Origin of the sequence: Pseudoduganella sp. RAF19 (genome assembly GCF_052114165.1) — a bacterium.
In the GTDB taxonomy this organism is placed as follows: Bacteria; Pseudomonadota; Gammaproteobacteria; order Burkholderiales; family Burkholderiaceae_D; genus Rugamonas.
This window is the reverse complement of record NZ_JBFREF010000005.1, coordinates 699295-718372: the sequence shown is the minus strand read 5'-3', so window position 1 is coordinate 718372 and position 19078 is coordinate 699295. Positions and strand designations below refer to the sequence as shown.

Here is a 19078-nt window from a genome sequence, read left to right as displayed (position 1 = left end):
CCCATGCAGAAATTGATTTTGCCGGCCTTGCTGGCCGCCGCCGCTTCCGCCGCCATCGCCAGCGAGCCCTCCGGCAGCTGGAAATTCGAACGCATCGTGGACTACCATGGCGACACCAAGGGCGTGCCGCCGCCAAAGACTCAGGTCATTCAGATCGTGGGCGAGCGGGTTGGCCTGGCTTCCAACTGCAACGGCAAGATACGCAAGGACCGCTATTTCTTCTCCCGGGTGTTTCAGCCCTTGGTCAAGGAGGGCGTCAGCGAACAGGAAGTGGGCAGTTTCCTGTCCAAACAGCTGAACTTCAAGCTGGACAACGAAGTGGGCTACTTCAAAACCGTCAAAGACGCTTCTTGCGACGAGCAATTCTCCAATGCCCTGCTGGCGGATGACACCCTGCTGCTACCCTACGCCGGTACATCGTTCTACACTTACCGCCGTAGCAATGGCGGTGTGGAGGCAGGTAACGCCAGCGATGCCCGCTATTTTGGTCACACGCCGTCGCAACTGCCGTTCCGCCTGGGGAGCTACCTGTCGCTGTGTGCCGATCAGCTGGCTGCCGATGGCAAGCTGCTGGAAAAATCACCGAGTTGCGGCCCGGTGTATCAACCCGCCGTGGCGCGCAAGGCGAGCACGAACAAGCTCGATCAGCTGGTGGGCAGCCACGATTACAAGAAACTGGGGGCCAGCCATGCCGATGACTACGCGCCACCGTTTGCCTCGAATCTTCGTCCGGTTTACCTGGTTCTGCCGGCGCTGAAGGATGTCTTGCTGGTTCGGGTCGATGACTTCGAAGCCGGGCCAGGCGGCAAACGCGACGTGATGAGCGGCGCCTGGCTTGCGGTGAAGGGCGGCCAGGTAACAGACCAGATCAACGAAGGGTGCGATTTCGATGAGCAGTATGTTTGCTCGGTAGACGGCAAGAACATCTACCAGCTGACCGATGCCGGCAAGTTCAAACGGTTGCGTAGTAACTGACATGGCCGCCGAATACACAGGCGACGTTGCGTCGCCGTCCCGCAAAACCTGCATATGAGCTACTTTGCCCTGCCGCCAATGAAAGATGTACGTACCGGCTGCCGGACAGCGGCAAGTCCGGCCCGGCCAAATCTCAACGGTATTCGACTGTCCCCATTCTGAAGCGCGGCGTGGTGTGCTGGGTGCTGCCGCAGCAGCGGCAGCGCTTGTCGCGTTTGATGGCGGCTTTCTTGGCTTGCAGCGTGGTTTTGGTGCGGCCACGTACCACCAGGCCTTTGCTGCGTGCGCGCAGCAGCTTGGCACCCAGGGCGTGCAAGTCGTCCACTGCATCCGACAGATCCTGCAGCACCCGCACGAATGCATCGATAGCGGCCTTGGCACGTTTCAGGCGCTTGCCGAGCGAGGCCACCTTGGCGCTGGCGGTGGCAAAGCGCGCCGCCAGCATGCCGATGCGCGCCGCTGCGGCGGTACCGGCGCTGAGCAAGGCGGTAATCACCAGCATCACCACTTCGATCATCAGATAGGCGCCGCCCTTGCCTGCCGCATAGGCATAGAAGTTCGGCGGTATCCCTTCCAGCATCAGGCCTGCATAGGATAGATAGCTCAGCGCGCTGTCATGGTCTGCGATCAGCTCCAGCACGACCGGAAAATTGGGATCGGTCCGGATGGCCTTAGCCAGCTCGGGATCGATATCCATCAGCACCGTGTCGACAAAAGCCTGCACCGGACGCGGATCGCCGTTTGCGATCAGGGTGGGCAGGCCCATGATTGCGTCGCGGTGGCGGTAGATTTTTTGCGCCTTGTCGGCCGAGGCCAGCACATTGCGCGCTGTGTCGACAACATGCTGTCCTGAAGCCTCCAATTCCTTGAGCTTTTGCGTGGCGTAGCTGGTCGCCGTGCGCTCGATCGAGGCCTGCCACCAGGCCCAGTTGTACAGCGTGTCTTCAGGGTTCTCGACGTGACGGTTCAATTCCGCCTTCAGGGCTTCGTAGCGCTCCTTGCTGTACGTGGCCAGCCGATCGTAGCCCGTGCCGGCGGCGTCCTGCAGCTTGTTGCCGAGGTTGACCCAGGTGGCCTTCTCGAACAATTCTGCCTGATCGCTCAGCCATTCGGCGCCGCCCGCATTCCAGCCTTCTTTGGCACTGATCATGAACGCCATGGTGGGGTTTTCGTCCCACTGCTGCTGGAACTCCGACATCTGCTCCATCAGGTGCAGGTAGCTGCCATGCAGACGTGCGACGATGGCGTCACGGTCTTCCGAGATTTCGCGCTCCGACACGTCCGGCTCTACGGTCGCGATTACGCCACCGTCGCGTGGCGCCAGGATTTTTTTCTCTTCGCTTTGCACTTGTGTCATATCGCTATTTCAGTGGATTGACCGACTGGCCCTTGACCAGCGTTTTGCCGTCCAGCGCGAACTTCAGGTGGTCGAGCGGCCATGGAGTGTTCCAGGCGTCGTCGTAACTGGCGGCCAGTTGCACCCAGCTGGCCTCGGAACCCGGCATGACGGGCATCACATATTCATCCTTCGCAGGGCCTTCGAAACTCTTTTTCCCCGCGTGGATGGTCAGTTTGCCGGGACATTGCACGGTGATGTTGCCGCCATCGATGGTGATGTTCGCGCCGCCGGCGGTGGCGATGCTGATCTTCTTCGCCGCAGCCCAATCGATATGGGCATTGACGCTTTTCACGTTAACCGCGCCCTTTGCCTGTATTTGCAGCGTATCGGACTGGGCCTGGATGTCGATGCTTTCCCTCGCCGCGACCAGTTGCACACCCAGCTCCTTGTCGCCCGGCTTCACCGCGCCACCCAGCATACCTAAGGCCTGGCCGGTATGCAGGCGCAACTGGCCGCCGGTGGCCAATTGCGTGTCCTGTCCGCTCATTGCAACCGCCAGCTCAGACGACGCGATCTGCAGGTGCTTGTCGGCGCTCAGGGACAGTCCCTCTCGCGCCGTGACCGCCAGCACCGGATCGGCACTGTGCGGCAGCTTGCCGTCACCACCGCCGGCCTGCCGCTTACCTGCGTCCGCGCGCGCGTCGTCAAGACTGGACGATGACACCATGCCGGAAACAGCCGTCAACAGTCCCTGCAGCGGCGCTTCCTGCCCGGCCAGTGTGGAAGCCTTCGCGCCGCTGACACCGATGCTTGCGGCCAGGCCGACCGTCTGGTGCCTGACTGCGGCGTCGCTGAAGGACTGGGCCAGCATGCGCGCCTGCTTCAGCATCGCAATGCCCGGCATGTTGTCACCGGCCGGCTCACGCCGCTGCGCAGAGTGCTGCAGGCGATAGCTGCTGACCAGCAGACCCGCGCCGCCGCGTAGCGCGCCATACGCATCGGTGCGCAGCTCGGCGCCGTGGCCGCGCAAGCTGCCGCGGTAGTTGTCCGCGGCATGGATCAGGTGTCCGAGATTCAGCTCGGTGGCCGCCTGCGAGCTGCGCAACTGGATGCGCCCCTGGCTGTCGGCATCGTCAAACAGTAACTGGTTGTAGCCGTTGGCGCCAAACTCCTTGCTGCGCACTCCCCACATCGAGGCGGCATTGCGGTGGCCCGCACTGTCCGCTGAGGCGCCATGCCATACCGGTGCGTTGCCGCCAGCCAGATTCCCCTGCGACGATACGCCGCTGTCGTGCGCGAGGTCGAAGGCCGCCGCTGGCGCCTCGTCTCCCGCGCCGCCCGGGGTGGGCGGTGTGCCGCCTTCACCCTGGCCGTTGTACAACGCGCCAACGATGATGGGCCGGTCGATATCGTTCTCAAGGAACTGCACCAGCACTTCCTGTCCAATGCGCGGCAGGAACTGGCTGCCCATGCCGCCGCCAGCAGATCGCTGCGCGACACGCACCCAGCAACCGGCGTCGGCCTGATCCTGCCAATGGAAGCGGATACGCACGCGGCCCAGCCTATCGCAATGGATTTCGTCGGCACCGGCCCGGCCGTCGCCTCCTGCGGCGCCAACCACGATCGCGCTCTGGCAACCCGATGCTGTGGGACGCGCGTGCTGGCGCGCCTGCTGCACGCCGGGCATGGGACGCCACGGCTGGCTTGCTTCCACCACGGAGAAGGCATTCGCGTACCCGCTGGACGCCGCCTGGCGCAGCGTCAGCGGGAAGTCCTCCGGCTGCGCCGGCAGCGCAGCGGCGATATCTTCCAGCAGTTCCGGCACCGGACCAAACAACTCGGCCAGTGCGTGCGCCGCCGGCGCGGGCAGGTTGTTCAACCCCACGCTCAGCACCCGCAGCACGACGCACTCCTTGCCGCCGGACTGCGTGCTGAGCGGCCCTTGCGTCAGCGTAAAACGCGTCCCCGCGCGCATGGTGCGCACGGTGGAGCGGCCTTCGCAAGCCGCAGCGCAGGCTTCCAGCGCCTGCAGTTGCAAACCGGCGTAACGCTGGGCCTCAGCACTGCTGCCAAAGTAGTATTCGCCGGGATAGTCATAGCTCTCTAGCGCCAGCGCCGCCGACGCGGACGCAGATGCGCCACCAGCCACGGCCTGTTTGGCCTTGTAGTCATAGCTCGCCAGTGTCACGGATGACGTCTGCAGGCTGCTGCGCGATTGCAGCGCGAGAATGCTGTCATGTTCTTCGCCGGCGCGCGCCGCGTGGTAGCGTATGCCCTGTCCTGCGGCGCTGCTGGCATCTTCAGGTACGGCGGCACTGTCCGTGAACAGAACCAGCGTCTGCTCCTTCTCGCCGTCCTCGAAGCGCCAGCCGATACCTTCCTCGCTCAGAAGCCGCAACACGAAGTCGTAATCGGATTCGCGATACTGGCAGCAGTAGCTCCGCGCAGGGATCGCCGCCAGTTCGGCCAGCGCATCGTCGCTCCAGCGCCATGCCGCAAGCGGTGCGTAACTGCCGAATACTTCATCCACGATGTCCGGCACACTGCGGTCCTGCCACACACGGCTGGAGCGCACTTGCGTCAGCAGCCAAAGCCAGGGAGTGATGCGCAGGCGGTAGCGCGCCATGCCCCCTTCGCTGCCCAGCAAAGCCGCCTGGCTGACGAAGCCATGGAAGGTGGTCCGGCTGCCATCGGCCAGGCTGGCCTGCAAGCCGGCGCGGCGGCCGAGCAATGCATCCATGTCGACATGAGCGCTGGTGGACAAGGCAATTACATCGCGCACGGCAGTGGCCTGCAGCGCGTCTTGCGCGAGGAAGGCCTCCACCAGCAAGCCGCCCGAACCCAGCTCGCCGCCGCTCTCGATCGTCAGCTCATACAGCCTGCTGGCGCTGGAGAACTGGGCAAGCGCGGCATACGCCTGCCGCAAAAGGTCGGTCCGCATGGCTCAATAATCGCTGACGCGCTGGCACCAGGCACCGCTGGCCGACTGGAACAAGGGCAGCAAGCTTTGGTGGCTGACCACGAAGCCATTCAGGTCGCCATCCATCTTGAACAGCTTGCGCTGGCCCAGCGGCGCCGCATCGATACGCTCCTGGTCCAGGCTGTATTCATAGACCTGAACGAATTCCTTGCCCGCCAGGCGCACCGGATCGTCATCCTGCTCGTAGTCTGAAGCAGCGCGGTCCCAGCAATCGAACTGTTCGCTGAAGGTCAGATACCAGTAGTCTTCGTGCCAGTTGCCTTTGTCGTCGATATACACGGCGGGATGCATGTGCAGGTGGTCGATGTCCTCCTGCAGCAGCCTGTCACGTAAGTTGCTGCGCACCAGCAGGTCGGCACCTGCGAACAGGATTTCGGGCGTTGGAACGTAATTGCCTGTGCGGCGATTCTCCTCCGCCGCTGCGTTGCTGAAGACCAGCGGCGGCGAACCCATTGGCTGCGGCATGAAGCGGAAGTTGCGGTCTTCGGTATTCTTGTCCGGCACCAGGAAAGGCAGCTTGTCCTGTTCGCGCGGGAGACGCACAAAGTAATACTCTTCGGCGTAATTGCTCATCTTATTTTCCAACCTCAAGCTTGTATGGGCTCTTGCCCTGATAACGTATTTTCTCGACCTGCTGCTTTGGCCCCTGCGATAGCCTGGGCGCTTCGTCGCGATAGAAATGGTTGCGGCCGACGGCGCAGGCGCCGGTCAGTTTATGGTCGCGAACCGAATCCACACCGCCGCAGCCGATGCCCATTTTGCCGAAGCGAAGCGCGACCCTGGTCAACGGCGCCTCCTCAGGCTTGCGGCGGATATTGCCGAGGATTTGTTTGCTCAGCGCGTCCAGCGCATCGATCACCTTGTCGCGGTAATGCAGGTCATTACCGCGGCAGGCGATGTGCAGTGCGCGGTCAAGCTGCTGCACCATGGTCGCCACCATATTGTGGTAGTTGGGCGGTTCGGAGTCGTCCTTGTAATCGTCCTGGTCGATCTTGAAATCGTGGTTGCCACGGTGCGGCTGCACGCCGAGGTGACAGGCGCCCTGCAGCGTGCAGGGAATGAAGGCCAGGTTCGGCAACAGATTGATGTCGTAGCCCGCCTGCTCGATCTTGTGGCCAAGGCGCGAGCGCTTCATACCTTCGCCAGAGATGACATGGTGCGCCTGCATTTGCACACCCAGGTTGCGTGGGTGCGACTTGTCATGTTCGATGGCGTCCTTGATCCGGTTCAGGTAGGAGCTGTCCTTGGACGTATTGCCCACCAACTTGGCGATGCTCATGCTGCCGCCGATCGTTCCAGTTTGCTGCGGCTGTAGACGCGGCATTCGTCCGACTTCCAGCGCGCGTCGCACACCCGCAGGCGGCAGCGCGCGGCGTCGCGCTTGTCCTGCCGCTTGCATTGTTCCAGCGCCTTCACCAGCGGCAGACGCGCGTCGACCGACGTCGGGCCTTTCGAATGGGCGACCAGGGCGCTCAGCAACTCGACATCGCTGTCCGGCTCGGCTTGCGGTGCCGTCGACGTTTTCGCCCGTACCTGCATCGGCCGGGCTTTGGGCTTGGCCGACGCGTGCGGCGCGGCCCTGGTCCCTTCCAGCATTTGCGCCAGCGATTCCGCCGGTTTGGCTGGCCCCGGTGTCGCGGGCGGCGCGGGCGTCGCTTCGTCGAGGATCGCAGCCACGGCTGCCGGCTCCGGCGTCGGCGCGGTCACAGCCGCCAGGACAGGCGCGGCGGCAGCCGGCGCGGCAGCTACAGGGCCTGGCTCCGCCGTTTCGCCGGTAACGATGAAAGCGACACACACTGCCGCCACCAGCATGAGGGCAGCAACGCCAATGGTCCACTTGCGGCCAGAACCGGATGCGGCCTGCGACGGCCTGGCGGACTGGCCGCTTCTCTGGTCCAGCTCTTTCTGCTGTTCAGCCGACAGCAGGGATGGACGGCCCCTGGTTTCGTTGTTATTAGGCAAAATGTAGCTCCTAGTAAAGGTTGTCAATACTTTACTTCAATGCCCAAAAAGGCCGCGCACTCTTCAATAGCACAATGACAAAAGAGCTGCGCACGATTGAAAACCAAGCGAGCGCAGGTTATCAGAAGTTCAAGATATACTTGCTCGCAATAATTATTTGATAAGACGAAACTTGCCTAAATTGTTACAAAATTTGCAATTTTCGTCCATCCTGATCGAGGTTTTTTCGTGCTGCTTGCCACCATCGCCCTGGTCTTCCTGCTGGCCTGCGCCATAAGCTGGATGGTGCTGTTCCCGCATCCCTCCGGCCGCGCCACGCCGTCCGCGGTCCGCCACGCCGGCGCCTTCCTGCGTCGCCGCGCGTGGATCGTGCTGGCCTGTGCGCTGTTGCTCGCGCTGCCGCCACTGCTGGCCTGGCTGTCCAGCGGCCGCACCATGCTGGGCGGATTTGACGACGACAGGCGCGCACCGAACGAGCAAATCGCCGCACTGCTGCAAGGCGAACAACTGGTACCGCCACCGGCCTTGCCTCCCCTGCTGTTCATGACGCAGGAAGTGGAGGCCGTGCGTCCGCAACTGGCGTCGGCCAGCCGCGACTGGGCCATGCTGGATCAGGCTTACTCCCAACGCCTGCTGCAAGCCTTCCGCATCATGAAGGAGCGCCATGGCTACGACATGGCGCTGCTGGAGGGCTACCGCAGCCCCGAACGGCAGGACATGCTGGCGTCTATGGGCGGCGGCGTGACCAACGCCACCGCGTTCCAGAGCTGGCACCAATACGGACTGGCCGCCGATTGCGCCTTCGTGCGCGATGGCGTGCTGGTGATTTCTGAGCGTGACCCATGGGCCATGCGCGGTTACCAGCTGTTTGGAGAAGTGGCCGAGAGCCTGGGCCTGACCTGGGGCGGCCGCTGGAAGATGATGGATTTCGGCCACACAGAATTGCGCGTGGCCGGCGTGATGAAGCGATAGGAGCGCAGCATGTCAGGAGCACTTATCCGTTTGGGCGACAAGATGTCGCATGGGGGCGTCGTGATCGAAGCTGCCCAGTTCAGCGACAGCGGCGGCAAACCGATTGCGCGCGTGGGCGACAAGGTGAGTTGCCCGGTACACGGCCCCACCATGATCGCCAGTGGCGACCCGTCCATGCTGGTGGACGGCAAGCCGGTGGCGCGTCACGGCGATCGGGTGGCGTGCGGCGCAACACTGATCGCCAGTCAGCAAAACACCACGGATGCGGGCTGACAGAACATGAACATCTGGCTGAAACGGAGCCTGGCTACCGTGGGTGTCTTTGCCGCTTGCTGGCTGTGCGCAGTCTGGTACTGGCGCGCTACCACCCGCTTGCCGGACAGCGGCGACCTGGCGCTTGGTCTGCTGGGCGCTCCGCTGGCATTGCTCACCGGCTGGTGGGTCGCGCGCCAGGGCATGGCGTTCGCAGCTACGGCGCGGTCCCGCTCCGGAGCCGTCGTCCCGTCCGTTTCGCCCGACGCCGCAGCCGCCACGGCAGCCATGCCAGTTGCGGCGCCAACCGCGCAGCTGGCGGTGCTGGCGGCAGCGCTGCGCATGCCGCATGGCGATTCAGCCGCCGAACTGGCATCAGCTTTCGAAGCCGGCAGCGCGCGCCTGGAACTTGACCCCGAACTGACGGACGCACAGGGTTTTCCCATCCTCGCGGGCCGCGTGCGCGAAACGGACACTGGCGCCGTCAAGGCCTGGCTGACGAGCCAGGGCGCGGCGCTGCCCGCGCCGCATCTGCTACGCGCCATGGCGCTGGGTGGCGCTGTCGTAGCGCAGCTCGCACAGGCAACCCGCGTGCAGGCCGCCGAATGCGTGCTGCAGGTAGCACCACTGCTGCCGCCTACCTGGTCCGACGCACAACGCGAGCAGGCCGCCCGCTGGCTGCTGTATGCCACACACGGCGCTGGCTGGCCACAGGACCGCTTGTCCTTGCGCACGGTCGGCAGCGCAGCGCCGTTCGACGCGCTGCAAGACATTGCACGGCATGCTTCCGCACCCGCCGCGCCGGATCTGTTCCTGCTGCTGGCTCTCGATTCGTCCATCAGCGAGGGCGCCGTGGCGCAGATGATGTCGGACGGCACACTGTTTGGCCGGCGCCAGCCGAATGGACGAATTCCGGGCGAAGGCGCAGCCGGCCTGCTGCTGCAGCGCGCGGCCGCCGCGCCGGAGGCAGTGCAGATACTGGCGCTGCAGGCAGGCGTTCCCGCCAGTCCGGCGGAATCGGCCGATGGCGCGGGACTCGCCGGCCTGGCCCGTGCTGCGCTGGCCATCGCCGGCACACCCCCACCGCAGCCGCTGTTCATCGCCGCCGATACCGATCACCGCAGCAGCGCCATGATGGAACTGATGCAGTCTGCCGGCAGCGTTCTACCGCAAATCGATCATGGCAGCCAGCTTGGCTGCATTGGCGCCGCATGCGGCCATAGCGGCAGCGTTGCCAGCCTTGCTGCCGCGGCGCTGGCCTGGCACCACGCTGCCGCGAGCGAAGGCCATGCACTCTGCTTCAGTAACAACGACGAGCAACAACGCTACGCGCTGCTGCTCGGTCCCGCCGCTGCCGTGGCACCTACTCTCACCTGAACCAGCCAGAAAATCATGATGATGCACAGACTCCGGGACCACCTGACATCACGCACCAGCCTTATTGTCATGGGCTGGATCGCTTTGGCTGCCGTACTGCTTCTCGCCGCAGCCCTCTTCGAACTGCCTTACACGCTGGCCTTCAGCGTATTCGGCGCCGCGCTGCTGCTGGGCGCCGCGTTGTGGTACTGGCGCTGGCGCCGCAACAAGCGCGCATCCGGCCAGCTGGGCTCCATGCTCGAACAGCAAGCGGCCGTGAATCCTAAAGCCGATCCCTCGCAACGCCACGAAATGGAGGCGCTGCGCAAGCGCATGCTGGAGGCCATCGCCACCATCAAGACTTCCAAGCTGGGTCTGCGCTCCGGCAGCGCTGCCTTGTACGAGCTGCCCTGGTACATGATCATCGGAAATCCAGCTGCGGGCAAAAGTTCGGCCATTGCCAACTCCGGCCTCCAGTTCCCGCTGTCGGGCAGCCGCATCGTGCAGGGCGTAGGCGGCACCCGCAACTGCGACTGGTTCTTCACCACCGATGGCATCCTGCTCGACACGGCAGGACGCTATTCGGTTAACGATGAAGACCGCGCAGAGTGGTTCGGCTTCCTCGGCCTGCTGAAAAAATACCGCCGCAAGGCGCCGATCAACGGCATCATCATCGCCGTCAGTATCGCCGAACTGATTGGCCGCCGCCCCGAATTTGCAATGGACCTGGCGCACAGCCTGCGCCAGCGCGTGCAGGAGCTGACCGAGAAACTGGAAGTCCACGCGCCGGTCTATATCGTCTTCACCAAAGCAGACCTGATCAACGGCTTTGCGGAATTCTTCCAGGACTGCCAAATCGGCGAGCGCGAACGCGTCTGGGGCGCTACCCTGCCCTACCGCCGCGACCATTCGAACGAGGAGGTACTGAACCAGTTCGATGTCCGCTTCGACGAGCTGTACGAAGGACTGAAGGAAATGAGCCTGGCCAATATGGCGCTGCAATGGCGCGAACGGCTGCCGCCCGGCGTGTTCACCTTCCCGCTGGAGTTCAACGCCATCAAGGCGCCGCTGCGCGCCTTCATCGCCACGCTGTTCGAAGACAATCCCTTCCAGTTCAAGCCGGTGTTCCGCGGTTTCTACTTCACCAGCGCGCTGCAGGAAGGCGAAGGCGTCTCGGCTACCACGCACCGCGTGGCGCAGCGCTTCGACCTGCAATTGCAGGAAGCAGGCCATGGCAGCAATGAGCGCCAGCATGGCTACTTCCTGCTCAAACTGTTCCGCAACGTGATCTTTGCGGACCGCGACCTGGTCGCGCAGTATGCCAGCCCGGCCAAGACGCGCATGCACTACGCGGCCTTCTTCGGCGCGGTGGCGCTGTGCGGACTGCTGCTGGGCGGATGGAGCTGGTCCTACCTGGGCAACCGCCAGCTGGTAGCCAATGTGCAGGCCGATCTGGAGAAAGCCGTCAAACTGCAACAGCAGCGGCCGGACCTGGCGGCCCGCATCGAGGCCATGGAAATCCTGCAGGACCGCATCGAACAGCTGCAACAATTCCGCGATGACCGCCCGCTGTCCGTCAGCCTTGGCCTGTACCAGGGCGAGCTTCTGGAACGCAAGCTGCGCGAGGAATATTTCAACGGCCTGCGTGAAGTGATGCTGAAGCCCGTGAGTCAATCGCTGGAAGCCTTCCTTGCAGAAGTCAATGCCAATGCGGCGCAGCTGCAACCGCAGGCGCATGCGCCGGCGCCCCAGGCACAGCAAGGCATACAGCAGTTCAAGGACGTGGCACCCGACAATGTGGAAGATGCCTACAACGCGCTGAAAACCTACTTGATGCTGGCGGATCGCAACCGCGCCGAAGCCAGCCACCTGAATGACCAGCTGACGCGCTTCTGGCGCGTGTGGCTGGAAACCAACCGCGGCGCCATGCCGCGCGAACAGATGATCCGCAGCGCGGAACGCATGATCGCGTTCTATCTGGAGCAGATCAACGATCCGTCCTGGCCGCAAGTCGAAAACCGCCTGGCGCTGGTCGACCAGTCGCGCACTACGCTGCGCCGCGTGGTGCGCGGCATGCCGGCGCGCGAACGCGTGTACGCAGACGTGAAAGCGCGCGCCGCCACCCGCTATCCGGCAATGACCGTCGCCCGCATCGTCGGCGAACAGGATCGCGAACTGGTCATGGGCAGCTATTCGATCTCCGGCGCCTTCACGCGCGCCGCCTGGGATGGCTTCGTTCGCGATGCCTTCCGCGAAGCCGCCAACCGTGAACTGAGCAGCGCCGACTGGGTGCTGAAGACCGCCAGCAAAGACGATCTGACGCTGGAGGGCAGTCCGGAGCAGATCCAGAAATCGCTGGTGGAGGCCTACAAGAACGATTATGCGAAGGAATGGCAGAAGTTCCTGCAGGGCGTGGCAATCAAGGACCTGGACGGCTTTGCCGCCGCCGCCGGCGCCATGGACCGGCTGGGCGATCCGCAAAACTCGCCCATCGCAAAGCTGGTCAACACGGTGTACCAGGAGACTTCATGGGACAACCCTTCGCTGATCGACACCGGCCTGCAGCGTGCGCAGCGCGGCCTGGGTGACTGGTTCCGCGAGACCATCCTGCGCCGCAAGCCAGGCCAGGTGACGGTGAGCGTGCCGGCGAACACAGCGCCGGGCAGCGCCCTGCCGCTGGGTCCTGTCGGCCGCGAATTTGCGGGCGTGGCGCAGCTGGTGGTGGCCAAGGACAAGGGCGCTTCGCTGATGCGCGGCTACATGGACAACCTATCCAGACTACGCGCCCGCTTCAACCAGATCCGCAACCAGGGCGATCCCGGTCCCGGCGCCAAGCAACTGATGCAGCAGACGCTGGACGGCAGCGGTTCCGAACTGGCGGATGCCTTACGCTACGTCGACGAACAGATGTTGACCGGCATGGGCGAGCAGCAGAAGCAGGCCATCCGCCCGCTGCTGGTGCGTCCGCTGATGCAGACCTTTGCCGTGATCGTGCAGCCCACCGAGGCCGAGATCAACAAGGTATGGACGGCGCAAGTGCTGGAGCCCTTCCGCAAAGGCCTGCTGGCCAAATATCCTTTCGCGCCGGAGTCGCGCCAGGAAGCCAGCAATGCCGAAATCGGGCAGGTATTCGGTCCTGAGGGCGCAGTGGCCAAATTCTTCAACAGTACGGTCGGCCCGCTGGTGGTACGACGGGGCGACACGCTCAGCGCCCGCACCTGGGCCAATATGGGTATTGCCCTGTCGCCTGCAGTCACCACCAGTTTTCCCGGCTGGATCGCACCGTTGAACGCCAATGGCGTCGCCAACCAGGCCAGCGGCGAAGAGGCGCAGACCCGCTTCCAATTGCAGACCGTCGCGGTACCGGGCGTCAGCGAATACACCATCGAGATCGACGGACAGGCGCTGCGCTGGAAAGGCCAGCCGCAACCCTGGACGCCGATGGTCTGGCCCAATCCGCAAGGCGTGCCGGGCTCCCGCATCACGGCCTTCACGCCGGACGGAAAAAAGGTGGTGGTGCTGGACGAGCCTGGCCATTTCGGCTTGAAGAAAATGATCGACTCCGCACAGCGCAAGCGCAAGGATGATGGAAGCTTCGAACTTAGCTGGAGCAACAGCGGCGTGACAGTCACGGCCAATCTGCGTCTGCTGCCTGCCGCGCCAGCCTCCGCACCGGCCCAGGCAGGACAAGGCTTCCGCAAGCTGCGCCTGCCGGACTCCGTGGTGGGTGGCACGCCTTCGCCCACGCTGGCGTCGCAGGTCGCGGCAATGGGAGCGCAGCAATGAGCCGCATGCCTACGCCTGCCGCCATCGGCTATTTCGGCAAGGTTCCCAGCCGCGCGGACTTCGTCAAAGGCGGCAGCGATCCGCGCGTGATCAATGTGCTGGATGACTGGCTGGCGCGCTCAATGGAGATGCTGAGCGCCGATGCGCGCTGGAAGCTGACTTACGACGCGGTGCAGCCGCTGCATTTCGCCCTGCTGGGGCCACGCCGCCGCTCCGCCATCGCAGGCCATATCACTGCTTCCAGCGACCAGTCCAGCCGCCGCTTTCCTTTCCTGATGGTGAGCAGCGTGGAAGTCGAGGAACCGGCCAGCTTCGCCTCATTCAGCCCGCTGCTGCTGACGCGCTTGTGGGCCAGGCTGGAGCAACTGAGCGGTGGCGTGCTGGCCGCTCCGGATGCCGGCGCGCCGCTGCAAGCGCTGCAGGGAAATACGCTCGATCTGGAACTGCGCGCGGCGGCCTATGACGCTGCTTTCGCCGACTTCCTGGAACTGCAAACCGTGGGCGCCCTGGACGGCCTGCTGGCACAGGCGGGCTTTGGCGGCACGGTGCGTCAACTGATGCTGGCGCTGGGCATGCTCCTGCAGCCGGTGATGGCCAGCAGCTCCAGCCGTCTTGAAAAAAGCCTGGTGCTGCCCCTGCCGGCCGATGCGCTATACCGCAACCTGGTGGCGGCCTTCTGGATGCACGTGATCACGCCTTTCCTGATGCGCGCCGACTTCGAATTGTCGCTCTTCGTCACGCGCCTGCACGGCAAGCCCGTGCTGGTGCTGGGCTTCAGCGGCGCTTCGCCACACACCCTGCTGGGCATCATGGACCCTCAGGTCGGCGAGCAGCATCACATCCGCTTCGACGATGTGGAATGGGTCGAAGACCAGGTCAAGGACGATTACGCGAGCCAGAAGGTTTCGGCCTATCTTGCCCAGCCGGCGCTGTCCCTGAAATCCGCGCGCGACTCGCTGCGCACCGCCTTTATTGGAAACTGATATGCGTTGCATTCCTGTCCTCCTGCTGTTTGCCGCCTGCGCGGCACAAGCCCAGTTGCCCGGCCAGGTGGTGGCCAGCGGCACCGTACCGGACGAAGCGGCCAAGACGGCCCTGCTCAACCAGTTGCGCGAGGTGTATGGCGCCGACAAAGTGGTGGACCAGCTGGCGGTCGGCCAGGTCGCCAGCCCGGCGAACTGGAGCAACTACGTACAGAAGCTGATCACGCCCAATCTGAAGCAGATCAGTCGTGGCCAGCTCAAAGTGGACGGCAATATGGTCAGCGTGCGTGGCGAAGTGTCCAATGAGGCACAGCGCCAGCGCATCGCCAGCGACTTCGCCACCAGCCTGAATCCCACCTACACCGTCAACAACGGCTTGCGCGTGGCGATGGCCGAGCAGGGCATCCTGGACCGCACGCTGGCCAACCGCATCATCGAATTCGAGAGCGGCCAGGCGGTGCTGACGCCGGCCGGCAAGACTATCCTGGACGAGATGGCGGTCGCCATGCTGAAGATGAAAGGCCAGAAGGTCGAGATCATTGGCCACACCGACAACGTGGGTCTGCGCGCCAGTAACCAGAACCTGAGCCAGGCGCGGGCGGAAGCCGTGCGCAATTACCTGTCCGGCAAAGGTATCGCGGCCGAGCTGCTGACCGCCTCGGGCCAGGGCTCCGACCGTCCTGTAGCAAATAACGACACAGCGGAAGGCCGGGCGCGCAATCGCCGCATCGAATTCCGCATGGCGCAGTAAGCGCCGCTATTGAAGGAGTAGCTATGTTTTCCGCTGAATCCCTGCTGGAACCCATCACCCCGGAACAGCCGGCCGGTATCGATCTATCCTTTTCGCCGGCCTTTGACGCCATCGCCCATGCGCGCCGTTTCGACGATCCCTCGCTGGAACAGGGCGAATGGGTCACGGAACTGAAAGAGGCCGACTGGTCGTTCGTTGTGGCTCGCTGCAGCGCACTGCTCACCGAACAAAGCAAGGACTTGCGCCTGGCCGTCTGGCTGGCCGAAGCCGCAGCGAAGCAGCATCAGTTGCGCGGTCTGGGTGAAGCGTTCCGCGTGCTGGCCGGCCTTTGCCGCGCCTATTGGAATAATGGCCTGTTTCCCCTGCCCGATGCCGGCGACAGCGAGCAGCGCATCGGCAATCTGGCCTGGATACTGAACCGCACTGCAGCGCTGACACGCGAAATGCCGCTCACCGAGGGACAGGGATTCTCCACCATCGATTTCGAGACGGCGCGCAGGCAGGCCAGCCTGCCGGACAATGTGCGCAATCCGGATTGGCCGAAGCTGGCCGATATGGAAAGTGCCCGCGCTCGCAATTCGGCACGCTTCCGCGAACAGTTTGCCGCTGATGCGCGCTACTGCATGGAAGCGCTGCGCACACTGGAAACGGCGGCTGACGAACGTCTTGGGGCGGACAGCCCGGGCTTTGCCGCCGCCCGCAATGCGGTGCAGGCGATGATCGATGCCATGCCCTCGCATGCGAGCCTGCCTGCGACGGTGCCGGCGCCCGGCCCGGATAGCGCGCAGGACGCGCAGATCATGTTCGCCCAGCCGGCTGCAATGACGCATGGCGCCGCCGGATCACGCGCGCAGGCTGTGGCCCAGTTGCGCGAGATCGCCAGCTTCTTCCGGCGCACGGAACCATACAGCCCGGCGTCCTATTACGCCGACAAGGCGGCCGACGCTGCGGAGCAGGACCTGCATACCTGGCTGCGCAGCGTGGTCAAGGATTCCGGTTCACTGGCGCATATCGAGGAGCTGCTGGGCGTCCAGCGCTCCTGAGCACTCAACGCACGCTGTATTCGAATTTGCCCAGACCGTCGGCCGCCACCTGGATGCGGCTGATGGTCCTCCCCTCCGCCATCTTCGCCAGCACGGCTTCAGCAATTTCCGGCAACAACGTCCCGTTCAGTATATTGTCGACATTGCGCGCGCCGGAATCGACCTCGGTGCAGCGCGCAAGCACTGCATCCACCAAGCTATCGTCATAATGGAATTCCGCCTTGTGGTTGATGCCGATGCGCTGGCCGATGCGGTCCAGCTTCAGTTCAATGATACTTGCCAGCGTGTCGTCTGCGATCGGGTAGAACGGCACCACTTTCAGGCGCCCCAGAAAGGCCGGCTTGAACACCTTCAGCAGCTGCGGACGGATTGCCGCTTCCAGTTCTTCCGGTGAGGGCAACTCCTCCTCGGCGCGGTTCAGGCAGGACTGCATGATGGTGGACGAGGCCACATTCGAGGTGAGGATGATGATCGAATTACGGAAGTCGATTGCGCGGCCTTCAGCGTCGTCCATCATGCCTTTGTCGAAGACCTGAAAGAACAGCTCCAGCACGTCGGGATGCGCTTTCTCCACTTCGTCCAGCAGCACGACGCTGTAGGGATTGCGGCGCACGGCTTCGGTCAGCACGCCGCCTTCGCCGTAGCCGACATAGCCCGGCGGCGAGCCCTTGAGGCCCGATACACTGTGGGCTTCCTGGTATTCGCTCATATTGATGGTGACCAGTTTGCGCTCCCCACCGTACAACGCATCGGCCAGTGCCAGCGCGGTTTCCGTCTTGCCCACGCCGGACGGGCCGGCAAACAGGAACACGCCTTTCGGCTTATTGGGATCGTCCAGATTGGCACGCGCGGTACGCACGCGCTGGACCACGGCGCCGATGGCTTGCGGCTGGCCGATCACGCGTTCCTGCAATACGTCCTTCAAACGCAGTACGGCCTGGATTTCATCCTTCACCATTTTCCCAAGCGGTATGCCGGTCCAGCCGGCGACGATGTCCGCAACCACGTGACCATCCACTTGCACCGGCACCATCGGCGTTTCACCCTGCAGCGCGCGCAGTTCGGCCAACAGCACCTGAATGTCCCGTGCGGCGCCGCCATCACCCGTCATGGCGCCCGCCGTGCCATCCCCCGCGCCATGCTTTTCCAGCGCGGCGCGCGCCTCGGCAATCCGGGCCGCCAGTGATTTCTCTTGCTCCCAGCGCACGCGCAGCGCCATCAACTCCTGCTCAGCCAACGCGCAGCTGTCGTCGAGCTGCTGCACACGCTGCGTGTGCTCGGCGCCCGCCGCCTGTTCACGCAGCAGGGCCGCAGCCTCGGCGCCTTCGCGCTCCAGTTGCCGCTGCAGTGCTTCGATCAGCGCTGGCGTCGCGCTCTGGCCCAGCGCCACCTTTGCGCAGGCTGTATCGAGCACACTGATTGCCTTGTCCGGCAGCTGGCGGCCGCTGATGTAACGATGCGACAGACGCACCGCTTCGGTGACTGCCTCGTCCATTACGCGCACACCAAAGTGCGCTTCCATCAAAGGCGCCATCCCGCGCAACATGGCGCAGGCCAGTTCTTCGCTGGGTTCTTCGACTTTCACAACCTGGAAGCGCCGCGCCAGTGCTGCATCCTTTTCGAAATACTTCTTGTACTCGCCCCAGGTAGTCGCCGCAATGGTACGCAATTCGCCGCGCGCCAGTGCGGGCTTCAACAGGTTGGCGGCGTCATTCTGCCCCGCCTGGCCGCCCGCGCCAATCATGGTGTGCGCCTCGTCAATGAAAAGGATGATCGGTTGTGGCGACTTTTTCACTTCATCGATCACGCTCTTCAGCCGATTTTCGAACTCGCCCTTGACGCTGGCGCCGGCCTGCAGCAAGCCCATGTCCAGCGTGTGAATCGCCACGCCTTTCAGCACATCGGGTACGTCGTCCGTGGCGATGCGCAGCGCCAGCCCTTCCACCACAGCCGTTTTGCCGACGCCCGCCTCGCCAGTCAGGATAGGATTATTCTGGCGTCGGCGCATCAGGATATCGATCGCCTGGCGGATCTCCGCATCGCGCCCGATCACCGGATCGACTTGACCCGCACGGGCGCGTTCCGTGAGGTTGGTGGTGAACTGGTCCAGGGCCGGAGTCCTGGCGGGCACCTGCTGCAATTCGCCGACCGGATCGCCCTCCTCCTGCGCCGCGCCAGTCTCCACCACAGCCTCCTGCGAACCGGCAGTGATCTGCTCCAGATGATGCTTGATATCGTCCGCACGGAACCTGTTGAACAGCGGCGAGCTGCGGTATGCCAGCTGTGCCAGCTCCGCATCGGTCAGCAGCGCCTGCAGTAGATGGCCGCTACGGATGAACACCTGTTGGCCAGCCTGCAGATCGAGCGAGGCAATCAGCCAGGCATGTTCGAACAGGCGCGGCAAGCGCGAAGAAAACACCGGCGTGCGTGAATTGCCCGCCTTGAAGCGGCCTATCTCGTTCTGCAGATCGCTTTGCAGCTTGCTGGTATCAACATCGAAATGCCGAGCCAGCAGAGTGAAATCGCTGCGTGGCTGTTCCAGCAAAGCCAGGAACAGATGTTCCAGATCGACTTCGAACTGGCCCAGCCCGACGCAAATGCTCGCCGCACGCGTGGCGGCCTCGCGGCAGCTCGCGTTCAATTTGCCGATCAATGTCTTCAGGTTGATGCTCATTGAAT

14 protein-coding genes are annotated in these 19078 nt (G+C 63.8%); 8 read left to right on the top strand and 6 right to left on the bottom strand.

The window, feature by feature from the left end; all coding sequences use genetic code 11:
• Positions 1–3: 3 nt before the first annotated feature.
• Positions 4–975: a hypothetical protein gene (locus tag AB4Z19_RS16590; protein ID WP_442035633.1), complete on the top strand. Its 972-nt coding sequence runs from the start codon at positions 4–6 to the stop codon at positions 973–975.
• A 133-nt stretch (positions 976–1108) separates the two neighbouring features.
• Here AB4Z19_RS16590 and AB4Z19_RS16585 read toward each other — a convergent pair whose 3' ends face one another.
• Genes AB4Z19_RS16585 through AB4Z19_RS16565 form a run of 5 tightly spaced genes read right to left on the bottom strand, consistent with a single transcriptional unit; the run spans position 1109 to position 7256 of the window.
• Complete coding sequence (locus AB4Z19_RS16585; protein WP_442025029.1) at positions 1109–2332, bottom strand: hypothetical protein; 1224 nt, start codon at positions 2330–2332, stop codon at positions 1109–1111.
• A 4-nt stretch (positions 2333–2336) separates the two neighbouring features.
• A complete protein-coding gene (locus AB4Z19_RS16580) occupies positions 2337–5255 on the bottom strand; it encodes a type VI secretion system Vgr family protein (RefSeq protein WP_442035632.1) in 2919 nt (972 codons plus the stop codon).
• Between the two features lie 3 nt (positions 5256–5258).
• Positions 5259–5867 carry a hypothetical protein gene (locus AB4Z19_RS16575; RefSeq protein WP_442025033.1) on the bottom strand — a complete coding sequence of 203 codons (609 nt, stop codon included), beginning with the start codon at positions 5865–5867 and terminating at the stop codon, positions 5259–5261.
• Between the two features lies 1 nt (position 5868).
• Positions 5869–6573, bottom strand: coding sequence for an AHH domain-containing protein (locus AB4Z19_RS16570; protein ID WP_442025035.1), 705 nt, complete (start codon positions 6571–6573; stop codon positions 5869–5871).
• Positions 6570–7256 (bottom strand): hypothetical protein, encoded by a 687-nt coding sequence (locus tag AB4Z19_RS16565; RefSeq protein WP_442025037.1) that lies wholly within the window; start codon positions 7254–7256, stop codon positions 6570–6572. Before AB4Z19_RS16565 ends, AB4Z19_RS16570 begins: the two co-directional genes overlap by 4 nt.
• Positions 7257–7484: 228 nt before the next feature.
• Between AB4Z19_RS16565 and AB4Z19_RS16560 the strand changes: the two genes are divergently transcribed.
• Genes AB4Z19_RS16560 through tssA form a run of 7 tightly spaced genes read left to right on the top strand, consistent with a single transcriptional unit; the run spans position 7485 to position 16399 of the window.
• On the top strand, positions 7485–8228 hold the full coding sequence (locus AB4Z19_RS16560) for a M15 family metallopeptidase (protein WP_442025039.1): 744 nt from the start codon (positions 7485–7487) through the stop codon (positions 8226–8228).
• Between the two features lie 9 nt (positions 8229–8237).
• A complete protein-coding gene (locus AB4Z19_RS16555) occupies positions 8238–8501 on the top strand; it encodes a PAAR domain-containing protein (protein WP_442035631.1) in 264 nt (87 codons plus the stop codon).
• Positions 8502–8507: 6 nt separating this feature from the next.
• Positions 8508–9857: a hypothetical protein gene (locus AB4Z19_RS16550; RefSeq protein ID WP_442035630.1), complete on the top strand. Its 1350-nt coding sequence runs from the start codon at positions 8508–8510 to the stop codon at positions 9855–9857.
• A gap of 21 nt (positions 9858–9878) precedes the next feature.
• On the top strand, positions 9879–13622 hold the full coding sequence (gene tssM, locus AB4Z19_RS16545) for a type VI secretion system membrane subunit TssM (protein WP_442035663.1): 3744 nt from the start codon (positions 9879–9881) through the stop codon (positions 13620–13622).
• Positions 13619–14605 (top strand): type VI secretion system-associated protein TagF, encoded by a 987-nt coding sequence (gene tagF, locus AB4Z19_RS16540; RefSeq protein WP_442035629.1) that lies wholly within the window; start codon positions 13619–13621, stop codon positions 14603–14605. The genes tssM and tagF overlap by 4 nt, the downstream gene beginning before the upstream one ends.
• 1 nt (position 14606) lies before the next feature.
• The gene (locus AB4Z19_RS16535; RefSeq protein ID WP_442026928.1) at positions 14607–15356 is read left to right on the top strand and encodes an OmpA family protein; all 750 of its coding nucleotides are present in this window, start codon (positions 14607–14609) and stop codon (positions 15354–15356) included.
• Positions 15357–15379: 23 nt separating this feature from the next.
• The gene (gene tssA / locus AB4Z19_RS16530; protein WP_442026929.1) at positions 15380–16399 is read left to right on the top strand and encodes a type VI secretion system protein TssA; all 1020 of its coding nucleotides are present in this window, start codon (positions 15380–15382) and stop codon (positions 16397–16399) included.
• Between the two features lie 4 nt (positions 16400–16403).
• Here tssA and tssH read toward each other — a convergent pair whose 3' ends face one another.
• Entirely contained in the window at positions 16404–19073 is a 2670-nt protein-coding gene (gene tssH, locus AB4Z19_RS16525) for a type VI secretion system ATPase TssH (RefSeq protein WP_442035628.1), read from the bottom strand.
• Between the last annotated feature and the right edge of the window lie 5 nt (positions 19074–19078).

Coding starts and splice junctions, on each gene's coding strand:
- tagF (WP_442035629.1), top strand. CDS start 13,619: ATGAGCCGCATGCCTACGCCTGCCGCCATCGGCTATTTCGGCAAGGTT.
- AB4Z19_RS16585 (WP_442025029.1), bottom strand. CDS start 2,332: ATGACACAAGTGCAAAGCGAAGAGAAAAAAATCCTGGCGCCACGCGAC.
- AB4Z19_RS16575 (WP_442025033.1), bottom strand. CDS start 5,867: ATGAGCAATTACGCCGAAGAGTATTACTTTGTGCGTCTCCCGCGCGAA.
- tssM (WP_442035663.1), top strand. CDS start 9,879: ATGCACAGACTCCGGGACCACCTGACATCACGCACCAGCCTTATTGTC.
- tssH (WP_442035628.1), bottom strand. CDS start 19,073: ATGAGCATCAACCTGAAGACATTGATCGGCAAATTGAACGCGAGCTGC.
- AB4Z19_RS16570 (WP_442025035.1), bottom strand. CDS start 6,573: ATGAGCATCGCCAAGTTGGTGGGCAATACGTCCAAGGACAGCTCCTAC.
- tssA (WP_442026929.1), top strand. CDS start 15,380: ATGTTTTCCGCTGAATCCCTGCTGGAACCCATCACCCCGGAACAGCCG.
- AB4Z19_RS16580 (WP_442035632.1), bottom strand. CDS start 5,255: ATGCGGACCGACCTTTTGCGGCAGGCGTATGCCGCGCTTGCCCAGTTC.
- AB4Z19_RS16555 (WP_442035631.1), top strand. CDS start 8,238: ATGTCAGGAGCACTTATCCGTTTGGGCGACAAGATGTCGCATGGGGGC.
- AB4Z19_RS16550 (WP_442035630.1), top strand. CDS start 8,508: ATGAACATCTGGCTGAAACGGAGCCTGGCTACCGTGGGTGTCTTTGCC.
- AB4Z19_RS16590 (WP_442035633.1), top strand. CDS start 4: ATGCAGAAATTGATTTTGCCGGCCTTGCTGGCCGCCGCCGCTTCCGCC.
- AB4Z19_RS16535 (WP_442026928.1), top strand. CDS start 14,607: ATGCGTTGCATTCCTGTCCTCCTGCTGTTTGCCGCCTGCGCGGCACAA.